Source organism: Gardnerella vaginalis, assembly GCF_040427915.1.
Classification (GTDB): Bacteria; Actinomycetota; Actinomycetes; order Actinomycetales; family Bifidobacteriaceae; genus Bifidobacterium; species Bifidobacterium vaginale_C.
In genome coordinates, this window is sequence record NZ_JBETXJ010000002.1 from 1098678 (window position 1) to 1112822 (window position 14145).

General features: G+C 39.9%; 12 protein-coding genes and 1 tRNA gene. 8 read left to right on the forward strand and 5 right to left on the reverse strand.

The genetic code is table 11. The features are described from left to right. Positions 1-65: 65 nt before the first annotated feature. From pflA to ABVC65_RS04430, 8 genes are all read left to right on the forward strand, one after another. Entirely contained in the window at positions 66-947 is an 882-nt protein-coding gene (gene pflA / locus ABVC65_RS04395) for a pyruvate formate-lyase-activating protein (RefSeq protein ID WP_004112608.1), read from the forward strand. Between the two features lie 121 nt (positions 948-1068). Beyond that, entirely contained in the window at positions 1069-1449 is a 381-nt protein-coding gene (locus ABVC65_RS04400) for a hypothetical protein (protein WP_004121704.1), read from the forward strand. 193 nt (positions 1450-1642) lie between these two features. Next, entirely contained in the window at positions 1643-3016 is a 1374-nt protein-coding gene (locus ABVC65_RS04405; protein ID WP_353582681.1) for an HRDC domain-containing protein, read from the forward strand. Between the two features lie 52 nt (positions 3017-3068). Next, complete coding sequence (gene tig / locus ABVC65_RS04410; protein ID WP_004125102.1) at positions 3069-4427, forward strand: trigger factor; 1359 nt, start codon at positions 3069-3071, stop codon at positions 4425-4427. Between the two features lie 115 nt (positions 4428-4542). Continuing rightward, positions 4543-5991, forward strand: coding sequence for a chloride channel protein (locus ABVC65_RS04415; RefSeq protein ID WP_353582682.1), 1449 nt, complete (start codon positions 4543-4545; stop codon positions 5989-5991). 35 nt (positions 5992-6026) lie between these two features. After that, a complete protein-coding gene (locus ABVC65_RS04420; RefSeq protein WP_004125107.1) occupies positions 6027-6638 on the forward strand; it encodes an ATP-dependent Clp protease proteolytic subunit in 612 nt (203 codons plus the stop codon). A 6-nt stretch (positions 6639-6644) separates the two neighbouring features. Continuing rightward, a complete protein-coding gene (locus tag ABVC65_RS04425; protein ID WP_004121692.1) occupies positions 6645-7313 on the forward strand; it encodes an ATP-dependent Clp protease proteolytic subunit in 669 nt (222 codons plus the stop codon). Between the two features lie 138 nt (positions 7314-7451). After that, positions 7452-7525 (forward strand) — tRNA-Arg (locus ABVC65_RS04430). 161 nt (positions 7526-7686) lie between these two features. Here ABVC65_RS04430 and ABVC65_RS04435 read toward each other — a convergent pair. The 5 genes from ABVC65_RS04435 to ABVC65_RS04455 form a co-directional block, all read right to left on the reverse strand. After that, complete coding sequence (locus ABVC65_RS04435) at positions 7687-7968, reverse strand: HU family DNA-binding protein (RefSeq protein ID WP_004112617.1); 282 nt, start codon at positions 7966-7968, stop codon at positions 7687-7689. Between the two features lie 286 nt (positions 7969-8254). Beyond that, the gene (locus ABVC65_RS04440; protein WP_016812941.1) at positions 8255-10690 is read right to left on the reverse strand and encodes a lysylphosphatidylglycerol synthase transmembrane domain-containing protein; all 2436 of its coding nucleotides are present in this window, start codon (positions 10688-10690) and stop codon (positions 8255-8257) included. A 29-nt stretch (positions 10691-10719) separates the two neighbouring features. Further along, entirely contained in the window at positions 10720-12162 is a 1443-nt protein-coding gene (purB, locus tag ABVC65_RS04445; RefSeq protein WP_004121686.1) for an adenylosuccinate lyase, read from the reverse strand. A 69-nt stretch (positions 12163-12231) separates the two neighbouring features. Further along, positions 12232-13902, reverse strand: coding sequence for an alpha/beta hydrolase (locus ABVC65_RS04450; RefSeq protein WP_353582925.1), 1671 nt, complete (start codon positions 13900-13902; stop codon positions 12232-12234). 5 nt (positions 13903-13907) lie between these two features. After that, a complete protein-coding gene (locus tag ABVC65_RS04455) occupies positions 13908-14108 on the reverse strand; it encodes a hypothetical protein (protein WP_004112626.1) in 201 nt (66 codons plus the stop codon). Positions 14109-14145 lie beyond the last annotated feature (37 nt).

The window sequence follows — 14145 nt, forward strand, 5'->3', positions numbered from 1 at the left end:
TAAAATAAACGTAGTTTTTAAAATCGAATAAATTAAACCAAAGACGGTTATAGGAGGGCATATAGATGGTTGAAAACACAGCATTTCGTACCACGACTCAGCACATGTTAAAGGAGTCAAAAGAGTATGCCCGACAAACTTTAATGGGTGGTCTTTCTGGTTTTGAATCTCCAATTGGATTAGACAGAAAAGACCGCTTAGTTGCTCTTAAAACTGGCGATATTGGGTTCGTACATTCGTGGGATATTAACACTTCTGTTGATGGCCCTGGCACTCGTATGACTGTTTTTATGAGTGGCTGCCCACTTCGCTGCCAATATTGCCAAAATCCTGATACTTGGAAAATGCGCGACGGCAAGCCAGTCTACTTAGATGCAATGATTAAAAAAGTTGACCGTTATCAAAGTCTTTTTAAGGCAACAGGCGGCGGAATCACATTTTCTGGCGGCGAATCCATGATGCAACCAGCTTTTGTATCTAGAGTGTTTCGTGCTGCAAAAGAAATGGGCGTGCATACTTGCTTAGATACTTCGGGCTTTTTGAATCGCAATTATACAGACGAAATGATTGACGATATTGATCTTTGCTTGCTAGACGTTAAATCTGGTATTGAAGAAACGTATAAAAAAGTAACTGGCGGCTTGCTTCAGCCAACTATTGACTTTGGTCAGCGTTTGGCGAAGGCCGGTAAGAAGATTTGGGTGCGTTTTGTGCTAGTTCCAGGTCTTACAGACAGTGAAGAAAACGTTGAAAAAGTTGCTGAGATTTGCGATTCGTTTGGTGATGCTGTTGAGCATATTGACGTGCTTGGCTTCCATCAACTAGGCCGCCCAAAGTGGCATGAGCTTAGGATTCCGTATCCTCTTGAGAATCAAAAAGGGCCTTCTAGGGCGCTTAAAGAGCGAGTTGTAAACCAGTTCAAAGACCACGGTTTTGTAGTGTACTAGACTGCATTTAAATTGCGTCAAAAATGTAACTGTAACTTAGGCAATCTTTGCGTATTGTATTGTTTTTTTTTAGAGATTTTGTATAATTACACAAATACCCCTTTTAGAGAAAGGATACGCAATGAAGCGCAGAATAGGTTGTTGGATTGCATTAGCTTTTACATTAGCGTTAGCTATTTTTGTGCGGTGTAACGATCAGTTTGGTTTTGCTACAGCGCTTACTGTTTTCGTTATTTTGCCAATAATTTTGTTGCCAATAAACATTGTTGCATCGTTTGATGAGAAACTTCTTATTGAAGTGCCAATAATATCTATTGCGATAACTTTTGTTATAGAACTTGTTACTTTTTCAATATCCAAGTTCTCGGATTTAGGTTTACATGCTGGCTACGTTGTTCCAACAGTTTTAGCTTCGGCAGTCGCATTTACTCTTACTAGATTCCTTAAAACTAGGCTTGTTAAGCGCATAAATGACGAAATAGCAAACAATAAAGCAGATTGATTATTTGATTGATTATTTGATTGATTACTTATTTTTGATTAGTCGTAGTTGTGTGCGAAAGTTGAAGCCGTGTTAAAAGATGCATAATCTATAACACGGCTTAAATATTTTTTACGGATATTTTGCAAAGAATTGCAAAGTAAGATGCAAAAAACGTAAGAATTTGGCTAAAGCGTACAATCGGGAGGCGTTCTTGAACGAGGAACCAAAGCTTTTAAAAGAGCCTAGAGAAGGAGTTCCAGAAGTCATTGATACGCTTGAAGCATATAAAGATTATTGTAGCTTGTTGGCAGCAGGCTCTGGTCCTTTAGCTGCAGATGCTGAGCGCGCTTCCGGTTTTAGATATGGTCATGAAGATTGGCTGATTCAGTTTAAACGCAAAGGTGCAGGAATCGGGTTACTGGATCCAATAGAACTTACAAAACTTGGAGCTGATTGGCATGAATTTAACGAGGCAGTAGGGGATGCGCCTTGGATTATTCACGATTCAATGCAAGATTTGCCAGGATTTTTTGATATTGGTTTGCGCCCGCTTGCTTTATTTGATACCGAGATTGCGGCTAAATTACTTGGAAGAAAGCGATTTGGTTTAAGCTCTGTAACTGAATATTATTTGGGATTGACTCTTGCAAAAGAACATTCTGCAGCGGATTGGTCTTACCGCCCACTTCCTAGAGATTGGCGAAATTACGCGGCTTTAGACGTTGAATTGCTAATCGAATTAGAAGAAGTAATGCGTGCGGAACTTAAAAAGCAGGGCAAGCTTTTATGGGCAAATCAAGAGTTTGCACACTTATTAAGTAAAGGCGCACAAAAGAAGGCTCCTCACCCAAATCCTTGGCTTAGAATATCTCATATAAATGTTCTTATGCACGATAAAATCGGCTTAATGATTGCAAAAGAGCTGTGGCAAAAGCGAGATGAGCTTGCTCGTCAATACGATATTGCGCCAACTCTATTGCTTTCGGATGCTGCGATTATTGAAGCAGGCAAGCGAAAACCAAGTAATTCTAGGGAGTTTCGCTCGATTCGCATTCTTAACGAACGCGTTAGGATTCACACGGGCAGCGAACAAGACAAGATGTTTGAACGTTATGCTCCAATTCAGCGCAAAATCAAGCCAAATGTGTGGAAAGTCGTTATAGAAGAAGCGATCAATCGTGCTAAAAGTGGGGAAGTTGCAATTATTGACTATACGCAATCCTCTAATGATGAAGATGACTGTAGTTGTTCAAACGAATCAAGTTTAATTGCAAAAAATGTGCAAGATGCTCAAGAATCACAAGATGTGCAAGAATCGCAAGCGGCTCCGCGTTCTATGAAGTATTGGCGTGAACATCATCCTAAAAGATATGAGCGTTTGCAAAATGTCAAGCAATCTTTAATCAAGATTGCGGAAGATACGCATACGCCTACGGAAATCATTATTAAACCGCAAATTATACGTAATCTTTGCTGGCAAGATGATGTTGAGCATATTAATGTTAAAGAGTTTTTAGATGAACAAGGTGCAAGAATGTGGCAAAGTGATTTAATCGCTGAGTCCGTAACTCGCGCTATTATGTAACGGTTGTGCCATATGGCAGAAGCTAGAAAACGTAATTTCAGGAGCATGAAGCGTGAAAATCAGCGTCAGGAATCTTGAGCCAACTAAGGTTAAGCTCACCATTACCGCAGATCTCGAAGATTTTGAGCCATTTATGGATCAGGCTCGTAAAGAGATCGCAAAGCAAATCAATGTGCCAGGTTTCCGTAAGGGACACGTACCAGGCAAGATTGTAGATCAGCGAGTTGGCTTCGGAGCTGTTGCCGGTGAAGCTGTAAATTCTGCTGTTCCAGAGCTTTATTCTAAGGCTTTGGAAGAAAAGAAGATTCGCCCAATGGATCAGCCAGAATTTGATGTTCAGGAAGTTCCAGAATCCGCTAAAGATGAAGTTAAGCTTAAGTTTGTTGCAACTGTTGAGCGTCGTCCAGAGTTCAAGCTTAACAAGTTCAAGGGTGTGGAAATCGAAGTAGAAAAGCCAGAAGTTACAGACGAAGATGTTAATGCTCGTCTTGAGGCCTTGCGTCAGCGCTTCGGTACTCTTGTTGGTGTTGATCGCCCAGCTAAGAAGGGTGATTTTGCTAACATTGATTTGGAAGCTCGAATTGACGATGAGGTTGCTGATTCTCAGAATGGCGTGAGCTATGAGCTTGGTTCCAATACCATGCTTGATGGTTTGGATGAAGCTTTGGAAGGTCTTTCTGCTGGCGAAGAAACCACTTTTGAAGGTACTCTCGAAGCTGGAAAGAACCAGGGTAAAAAGGCTCAGGTTAAGGTGAAGGTTAACTCTGTTAAGACTCAGGAATTGCCAGAGCTTAATGATGACTTCGCTCAGGAAGCTTCTGAGTTTGATACTTTCGAAGAGCTTAAAGCTGATGTTCGTAAGTCTTGCGAGCAGGCAAATGAGGGTCGTCAGGCTACTATGGCTCGCGATGCCTTTATTGCTAAGCTTCAGGAAGAGGTTGAGATTCCTGTACCAAAGGGTGTTAAAGAAAAGGCTGTTGCTGAACATCTTAAGGGTATGACTCCAGATCCTGAAAAGGCTACTAAAGAGCAGAAGGAAGAAGCTGAGAAGGCTGCAGAAAAGGAGCTTCGTGACCAAATGGTTCTCGACGCTTTGGCAGAAAACCTTGATATTTCTGTATCTCAGGCAGATGTAACTAACTTCTTAGTTTCTGTTGCTCAGCAGTATGGTATGGATCCAAGCCAGTTTATTAACGCTATTGTTCGCAATGGTCAGCTTGGTTCTGCTGTTCAGGAAGTTGCTCGTTCTAAGGGCTTGCTTGCTGGTATGCGTGCTGTGAAGTTCGTTGCTGGTGGAGAGGCTATAGATTTGAGTGCTTTCTTAACTGAAGAAGAAGAGCCAGAAGACGAAAGTGTTAAGGCTGCTTCCGCTGCTGCTGCAGTTGCTGATGAGCTTACATCTGAAAAGTAAGTTAGTATCTTCTATTAGATTTTAATCTAAGACCTAGTGGAGCTTAACTCCGCTGGGTCTTACTTATATTTTAATTAACTATTTAATGGAAAAATTTTAAGAATTGCGAGACGCTATGAATAGTAGTGCTGAAACGAAGCCTGAAGCTCGTTGCAAATTTGGCAGGTTACTTAGTTTTGCAATTCGAGTAGCGCGTTTTGCTGCAGCCTCTATTGTTCTTGGCATTCTTATCGGCTTAGGTGCAACAGTTCTTACGTTTATTCTTTATGCAGTACAATGCCTTGCCTTTGGCTCAATTGAATCTGCTAAAAATACTGTATTTTCATCTCTTCCTTGGTATCGCTACGTGCTATCTTGCACAATTGCTATGACTGTTGCTGCACTAGCTTGGTATTTGTTGAGAAAAAGGGAGAGCCCTCCTAGAATTGTTACCATTCCGCAAGCTGTTAGCGGAAGTAAAATGCCAATTTTTTCTACTATTGCACATGTTTTGCTGCAAATCGGCATTGTTGGTTCTGGAATTTCAATTGGAAGGGAAGTAGCTCCGCGAGAATTAGCTGCAATGATTGCTCAGCGTTACAGCCGTATTTTTCATGTGTCTTCTAAAACTCAGCACATACTCGTTGCGTCTGCTGCAGGTGCTGGTTTGGCTGCAGTGTATCACGCGCCTTTAGCTGGCACTGTGCTTTCTTTAGGTTTGCTTAGTAAAACTCAAGGTTTTGGTTTTTATGCGTGGCTAAATAGAGAAAATGGTTCTGTAATAGTTAATTCACTTAAAAATATTGCGCGCTCGGAGCGATTATATTGTTTGCCTTTTGCTCTTGTTATGAATTATGTTGCTACGTTTGTTGCTGAATTTTTATTGCATCATTCTAGATACTACAATATTTCGCAATTTTCTTGCGTGATTTCTTGGCAAATCTGCGTTTTTGCTGTTGTTGTTGGTGCTGTGTGCGGCTTAGTTGGTTACATTTTTCGATCTGGCATTATTTGGTGTAGAACTCATGCTTTGCGTGGCGTACAAATGCTGTGTTTTATGCCTGTGGCTGGCTTAGTTATTGGTATTGCAGCTTGCTGGTTCCCGCATATTATGGGGAATGGTAGGTCGCTTTCTCAGCTTGCGTTTTCTGTATCTAGCTTTCCGTATCTGGCAGAAAATTCGCGTATTATGATTATTTTGTTGCTTCTTGCAATTATGAAAATGCTTGCGACTTTGCTTGTTTTGCGCTACGGTGCCTCTGGAGGCGTTTTGCAGCCGAGCATTTCGACTGGCGCTTGCTTTGGTGTGATTTTATACGCTATTTTTTCAACGTCTGGTTTTTTGCAAGTTTTTGATATTTCGCAAGTTTCCGCAATTTCTGTATCTATTATTGGCGCTGCTTCTTTACTTGCGTCTTCTAGAAAAGCTCCGATTATGGCGTGGCTTCTAGTTGCTGAATTAGTAAACGCACCGTTTGCGTTAATTTGTCTTATGCTATTGGCGGTGATTGTGTCTAATTGCGTAGCTAATTGTGTTGAGCGCTTTATTTCGCATTTTTGTTTTGCGGTCACGCGCACACGATAGTCTAGATGTATTCAAAATGTTTGTAAGGAGATAAGGTGACTGAGCTGTTTACGGCTTCTCCCGCTATGCAAGAAGGGGAGCCACAAAATCCAACGGATTCGATTTTTAATCAACTTTTAAAGGATCGTATTATTTGGCTTGGTTCTGAAGTCAAGGATGAAAATGCTAATATCATCTGTGCTCAGATGCTTATGCTAGCTGCGCAAGATCCTAAAAAAGATATTTGGCTTTATATTAATTCGCCTGGAGGTTCTATTACCGCTGGAATGGCGATTTATGATACTATGCAGCTTATTGAGCCAGATGTGGCTACTATTGCTGTAGGAATGGCTGCTTCTATGGGTCAGTTCTTACTAAGCTCTGGTACCCCTGGTAAGCGTTTTATTACATCTCATGCACGTGTTCTTATGCACCAGCCTTCTGGTGGCGTTGGCGGTACTGCAACTGATGTGCGTATTAATGCTGAGTTAATTATGGATATGAAGAAGACTCTTTCTGAGCTTACTGCGCAGCAGACTGGTCATACAGTTGAAGAAATTTACCGTGACAATGAGTATGATCATTGGTTTACTGCGCAGCAGGCTTTGGAGTATGGTTTTGTGGATAAGATTGTCACCACTCCAGCTTCTATGCGTGGGGAGGAGTGATTTTATATGGCAAGTGAAGAAGCAAAGTTTGTTGCACGCGCCCAGCGCTTGGGTGGATTTGGTCAGACCAGTGGTGTGTTTACGAATCGTTATGTTTTGCCTCAATTTGGCGAGCAGACTCCTTATGGTATGAAGACTCAAGATCCGTACACTAAGCTTTTTGAAGATCGTATTATTTTCATGGGTGTGCAAGTTGATGACACTTCCGCTGATGACATTATGGCTCAGCTTTTGGTTCTAGAAAGCATGGATCCAAACAGGGATGTAATGATGTACATTAACTCTCCAGGCGGTTCTATGACAGCTATGACGGCAATTTACGACACTATGCAGTATATTAAGCCAGATGTTCAAACGGTGTGCTTAGGGCAAGCTGCTTCGGCTGCTGCGATTTTGCTTGCAGCTGGTGCTGCTGGTAAGCGTATGATTCTGCCAAATGCTCGTGTTCTTATTCATCAGCCTGCTATGGGTCAGGATTTTGGTAAGGCTACTGAGATAGAGCTTCAGGCTAAGGAAATGTTGCGTTTGCGTGAATGGTTGGAATCCACTCTTGCAAAGCATACTGGTCAGGATATTGAGCGTATTCGTAAAGATATTGAAGTGGATACTATTCTTACAGCTCCTCAGGCTAAAGAATACGGTATGGTAGATGAAGTTCTTGAACATAGATCTTAAGAGTTTTTACTTTTTAGATTTTTATGTTTTAGCTGCAACCCCTGGCGACACGCCAGGGGTTGTGTTTTTGTGAATATGGTTGTATATTAGTCAAGTTGCCGAAAACAAGGGAACGATTTCCTAAGGCTTCGGAAACATGCGCCAGTAGCCCAACGGATTAGAGCATCTGACTACGGATCAGAAGGTTGCAGGTTCGAATCCTGTCTGGCGCACAGGTGGCGCGGTGATTTTCACCGCGTTTTTTTTTTATTTAGTTTTCCGCTTATCCCGCTTAACGCATACTAAATCACATTGTGTATAAAAAAACGAGGAACAAATCCAACATTGGGAGCGTTCCTCGTTTGCTTGTAAGTCTTACGCTTATCGTTTAAACCTACTCAGTAACTGCCTTCTTGAGCAAAGAACCAGCGGAGATTCTAACACCGTAAGATGCAGGAATCTTAATGGTTTCGCCAGTGCGTGGGTTGCGGCCAGTGCGCTCAGCGCGCTTTACACGCTCAGCGGAGAACAGACCAGTGAGCTTCAAGCCTTCACCAGACTGTAAAGCCTCAACGAACACATCCTGGAATGCGTTGACAGCGGCCTCGGCCTGTGCCTTGGTAAGGTTGGACTTCTGAGCGATCTTCGAAACGAGATCAGACTTGTTGTATGCCATACAAGCATCCTTTGTGTTAGGGGCCTTCTCTTCCAAAGACCACTTTCACTCATAGATATTAATACATTTTCCCTACAAATGCGCGGTTTTTCGCCGTTTTTCCAAGATTTTTTTACGATTTTTTAGATTTTTTTCTTGATAAAATACTTTAAAATCGTAGAAATGCCTTATATAGGATTATTTATACTATTATCAACTAAATAATCTTCTATTAAGAGAGTTGATTTTCAAGATTTTAAGTAGACCATACTAAGCTGTTTAGCTTTTTAAGCATAAGTTATATGGTCTAAACTAATCCGCGGTTACTAAGACTTTTCATAGCAAAAGCACCTATTGGTATTCTTAGCCAGTAGAACATGAGTCTGTAAAGTAGGGTAGCAGATAATGCGATAGTTGGATGAATTCCAACTGAGGTAAAAGCAAAAGTAAGTGAAGCTTCAACAGCTCCCAATCCACCTGGTGTAGGAACAGCAGAACCAGCGGTATTGGCAACTAGGAACAGTAGCACTGTTTCCCAAGGATTTGCATAGTAGCCGAAAGCAAGAAGAGCTACCCAATATCCTAGTCCTGTTGCAAAAACAAGAATAAGACCGCCTACAGTGCCTTTAATGAGCTGTTTAGGACTACTTATTAGCTCTTTAATCTGTTTACCATAATCTGAAAGAATAGGAAGATATCTTTTACGTATAAATTTTCGAATAGGTGTAATAATCATAAAAGTGCATATGATTAGCGTTACTATTCCTATTACTGTTATGAGCATGTGTGTAGGAATCATTCCAGAAAGCACATTTTTACCAGTAAAAATGCCTACGCAGAACATAACTAAAGCTGTAACAAGTGCTTGTAAAAGCCAAACTGCACTTGTAATGGCTGTGGCTTGAGCAGCCGAATACCCATTCTTTTTTATAATTTGCATGTTCACAAATGCTGGTCCAACGCCAGCTGGCATGGAAACAGCTGTAAATCCAGAAGCAGCTTGTGATGTAAACAGAACGCCAGCAGAAGGGCGTGAATCGTCCATAAAAGATCCAACTGTAATCGCAGAACCTACCCAAGCTAGCAAGCTGAACGCAAAGCATAATAGAACCATTAATGTATCCGCGCGTTTAAGAGCAGATACAATTTCTTGAGGATGCCACTGTGTTGCAATAGCAGCCAGAGCTGCAACAATAAGAATCAGCGTAACGAAGAATCTAATATTAAAACGAGCTAATCGCACCGTATCATAATCTTCGTCATCTGTGTGCTCGCATACCTTTTCACCTAGCTTAGTTTTAAGTTCTTCAAACAATTTCTTATTCCAAGACGTTAATGCTCTAGTTGATGAAGGAATTGCAGCTTTTTGCATAAAAGGCATTATTTGAGCTAGTTTATCTGCGCCCCAAGTATTCATAGCAGCTTCTATAGCGCTACTTGTATCAATGCATGTTGCGATTATTGATAAAAGTTGTACTTTGTCTAAAGCAATATTGGTGTCGTCACTAGCCACATCGCCATTTTGCCATCCTGCAATAACTGGAGTTCCATCTTCTAGTCTTGCAAGTGTTTCTGGGCTTATTCTTCTATGTGTTATTCCTCGATTGTTTGCAATATCGAGGTAGCGCATAAGTCTTTCCGCATCTTTAATTGTAAGTGTGTTTAAATTGCATGGCACAAGTACATTATCGGTGTGGAATACCATTATTGAAGATTTTCCACAATCTGTTACTCCATAAACGTTTGCTGTAGCTAAGTGCAAGCTTCTAAGAACGAGAAGCATTGAAAGATGATGATGTATGGAGTGCCTTGCAGAACGATCTCGTCTAACTGGTATATCTATTAGCTTAATCCATTGCCATAGCTGATTTAGATATCCTGGCAAGTGAACCTGATTATCTAGAACCGAAATTACGTATCTTGTTCCATGAATATCAATCGCATCGTATAGCCTTGAATTTTCAATAAGATCGTCATCAAGGCTAGATTTCAGAACACCATTATGGTCTGTAGTTAGTGTACGTCTGTTTAATTGAACAAGATGAGTAATTCCAATATTTTCTAATGCGTCAACTATATCTTTTCCCCAAGCACCTTTGCTGCGAGTGCCTTTAATAAATCTGATTATTGTACCTATGGCGCGACCAATACACCAAGATGTTAAAACTCCTGTTAGTGAATGCCACGATGTGACTATTAGTATAGGTGAAGCAATTATTAATGCTTTCCAAGATATTCTTACGACTTTACTATCTCGTCTAGGTCCACTAACGGTTAAAAAAGCAACTATTACAGCGTATATGTCTGGCAATAATTCAGTACCGTGACTGCTGGAAATTGAGTTAAATGATGTAAATAGTGGAGCATTATTTAAAGCAGTGAGAAGATAAGAAATATACCATACTAGCGGATATGTTAATAGCAAGGTTAGTGTAGATATCGTTGTGTCAATCCAACGCCTTGCATTGATCATAGAAATTACTACGCTAGCTACGATGGCGATTGTAATTGCTTGCTGGAAAAGAGAAGATGGTAATCCAGTTACAATCCACACAATAATTTTTCCAGCGTTTTTTGCATCGTGTTCTACGCCTGCGGTTGTGCCAGAAAAACACATTGTAAACAGTACAACCGCAGTCCCTAATGCAAGAGATATAATCGCGTAAATCAAGTCAGCCCAATTACGAACTAATTTAGGCCTCGTGTCATTAATAACCAAATTTTCTTCTACTTGCGATTGCATAATCACACCGTTTATTTATTAAATAAAATTTATCGAATAAAATCAACTAGCCTAGATGCAATACCAGTATAAGATTCTGGTGTAAGAGCTTTTAACCTATTTGCTGTTTCTGTATCAAAGTTTCTAGAAGATATAAACTTCTCAACATCTTGCCTAGAAATACTATGTCCGCGCATTAATTCTTTAACTTGCTCATATGGGCGTTCCATTCCTTCTACGCCAGCAATTTCTTGAGCTCTCATAGCAGTTTGGATTGGTTCTCCAAGAACTTCCCAGTTGCTGTTAAGCTCTTCACTCATCATTTGCGTGTTTGGATGAATCGACTTTAAGCCTCCAAGAAGATTGTTTAAAGCAAGAAGAGCGTAGCCAAATGCGGATCCAACGTTTCGTTGAGTAGTTGAATCCGTTAAGTCTCGCTGCCAACGGCTTTCGGTAAGAGTTGCGCAAAGAGTGTCGAAAAGTGCGCAAGAAATCTCAAGATTTGCTTCCGCGTTTTCAAATCGAATAGGATTCACTTTATGAGGCATTGTGGAAGATCCAGTAGCGCCTTTAACAGGAACTTGCACAAAAACGCCGCGAGAAATGTACATCCACACGTCTACAGCAAGATTGTGAAGAATATGGTTAATATGACTTACTGTGCTGTAAAGCTCTGCTTGCCAATCGTGACTTTCGATTTGCGTTGTAAGAGGATTGAAGCAAAGACCCATTCTATTTTCTACGAATTCTTTAGAAACGCTAAGCCAATCGACATTAGGGAAAGCTGCAAGGTGAGCGCCAAAAGTTCCAGTAGCACCGTTTATTTTTCCAAGATATTCTTGGCAGCTAAGGTGTTTTAGCTGTCGATTTAGCCTGTAAACAAACACGGCAAGCTCTTTACCTAAAGTTGTAGGAGTGGCAGGCTGACCGTGAGTGAGCGATAGCATTGGCATATCTCTATACTCTTGTGCTTTTTGAGTTAAGTAATCAACAATAGCTTTCAAATTTGGCGTGTATACGTTTTCAACCGCATTTTTTACACACCTAGCTATAGAAAGATTGTTTATATCTTCACTCGTGCATGCAAAATGAACTAATGTTTTAAGATTGCTAAGCTGGGTTTTATGCCCTAATACTTGCTCTGCTTTGTCTAACTCGTCGTCAATGTAGTATTCAACAGCTTTAACGTCGTGATGTGTTATAGCTTCGTGAGCTGCATGGCGTTTTATTCCTTCTGCTCCAAAATTTTCTGGAATTGCACGCAAATAATCGCATTCTTCATCTGTTAAAGGATTTACGCCGTCTACAATGGTTTTGAATCCATTTCCCTTGTATCCGTTTGCTAAAAGTATCATCCATTCAACCTCTACGCGCATGCGCTCGCGGTTTAAGGCTGGTTCGCTTAGAAATTCTACAAGATCAACAGTTTGATTGTGGTATCTTCCGTCTAGCGGAGTCAAAGCAATAGCAGGGCAAATATCAGTAAGCTTCATACTTTAAAGGTTACAGCATGGCATGAAACTACTAGGTGTTTTGGGTGGTTATTAGTTACTGGCTCATAGTTAATTGCTCATAATTCCTTGCCATAGTGTTGTTTCTTCTAATTCGTCACCTAGTGTTTTTCTAAAATGCTCTTCTTGCATTCGTATTTCTTTAGATCCAAGTTGATGAGCGTCTTCATAAGCTGCTTTATGATAATTCAAATCATGCGTGAGTGTTCCTTCTTCTGGTACATTTTTTACTAATATTCCATCTTTTTCAAAAAGTTTTTCATTTTTATAACTTTTAGTTCTGTATTGTTTATTGTTTTTCTTATTATTTTCTTTATTTTTGTTTTGTGATTTTATTCTATTTGCAACAAGTGAATTGTATATTGCATTATGAGCTGTTTCAGGGGCTATTGTGGCATTGTGGGCAATAGCGCTTTTCTTTGCAGTTCCATGTATTGTAACCCAATTATTTCTATTTGGATTAGATGCGCCATCTAATGTAGGAACTAGTTCGTCTTCCATTTCTATGCTTGTGACCCAAGTTTTATTTGGTATTGGATGGTTTGCTATTGGAGATCCAGCAGTTACGACGTGTTTTATGTTGTATTGTTTTGAGTAATCGCTAGCTATGCTTGCAGCTACAATTCCTCCTTGTGAATGTCCAATAAGAATAACTGAGTCTTTTGCTTTAATTCCGCTTTTCCTCATGGCTTCTATAACCATTCTTGTGCTGTCTGCATTTTGTCTTACGTTTTTAGAACTACTCATAACTTCTGCGTTTTGTGGCCATCCAAAAGGAGATTTTGGTTTGCCATCTGTTCCAGGTATTGTAACAAGCCAAGATATGCTACCGTCTTTTTTCTTAAAGCGTTGTATTGCTATTGTTGCTGCATCTGCGTTTATTTTAGGCGGTTTTACGCCAAGGTTTCCATTTGAAAGATCTGTTAGATTTCCAAGAGCTTGGCTAATATTACTTCCTCTGTAATGCAATATTTTTGAATATTCTCTGTGAGGTAATCTAATTTTTGTTACTTTAAGATTATTCCCTTGTTTTGCATCGTTGATTTTTGCGCTAAACAAGCTTAATGCACTTGCAAGCTTAGAAACTGGATTGTTTGAATGCTTATTTGAATTTCTTTCTTGAATACTAGAAATAAAATGCACAGGAATTCCCGTTACAGGGTTTATTAGAATATGTTTAGAAAATCCTCTAATAAAGCCTTGTTGAATTGATGCAGTTTCATGACTCCATTTAGAAAAGTTTTTCATACCGCTTTTTTGAGTCATATCTAAAAGTATGCTAAATCCTACGCTTGCAAAGAATGGTATTGCTGTAACAGGAAAGATACTTGTACCAATCGATACAAGATTATCTAAGTTTTCTCTATTTTTGTATTCTGCGTTAGCATATAGATTATTGGCTCTGATTATTAGAGAAGATAATTCATCAAGTTTATTCGATAACGATTCACATTGGCTTGATTTTATTCTGCATTCTGTAGGATCCAATATCGGTTGTAAAGAATCGTCATTAAAATATCCGTTAAAATTTTTGTTATTTTCAGAGAAAACAGACGATTTTTGGCTTTCAATCTGCATCGCAGCTTGCATCCAGCTTGTGCTTAACGAGTGGAAATCGTTGGATAGTTCTTGTAATCTTGCGGATTTTGTTTTGTATTCGCTAGCATCAGCTACGCTAATGGTTTTTCCACCTGTTATTGTTGATTTAACTCTCCAAGGCATTAAAATCACCTCCATAAGTTGATTTTTGAGTTAATAGAGCTAATTTCGCATGCTTTTTTGGCAACATTAAGCATTTCTTCATTGAACGCGTTTGCGGCTTTTCCATGCCAATCTTTAAGAGTATTTGAATGTGCTTCGCCAAGCACGCTGTTAGAGCATTGTTCTGTTCTTGCTATCAGCCAGTAGTAATTATTAAATGTATGCATACAAAGTATTACACACAATGTTTTTTAAATAGTCACG